This window comes from Candidatus Dedyshia acidiphila, assembly GCF_051025295.1.
GTDB lineage: Bacteria > Acidobacteriota > Terriglobia > Terriglobales > Acidobacteriaceae > KBS-83.
Genome location: NZ_JBMGJV010000091.1, coordinates 1 through 255, shown reverse-complemented (window position 1 = coordinate 255; position 255 = coordinate 1). Strand labels below are relative to the sequence as shown.

The following is a 255-nucleotide window of genomic DNA, read 5'->3' as shown; positions in this document are numbered from 1 at the left end:
CTGCAGACTAACCTCGATCCGTCGTTGACCGTCTACGCCATTCGCGGAGAGATCCGGCAGGTGATCTCGAACCTTATCGTGAACGCGCTTGATGCCATGGATCAGGGTGGCCGTCTTCTGGTGAAGACTTACTTGGCCGCTGGATGTGTCACGATCTCGGTCAGCGACAACGGTCCAGGCATCTCGCTGGCGAATCAACGCCGCATCTTCGAGCCGTTCTTCACAACCAAGGAAGGCACCGGTACAGGCTTGGGA

Annotated in this window: 1 protein-coding gene; it reads left to right on the top strand. The window is 57.6% G+C overall.

Translation table 11 applies throughout. From position 1 onward, the window contains the following. The coding region (locus AC5IJH_RS18340) for a sensor histidine kinase (protein WP_491904268.1) at positions 1-255 on the top strand (255 nt) is incomplete at both ends.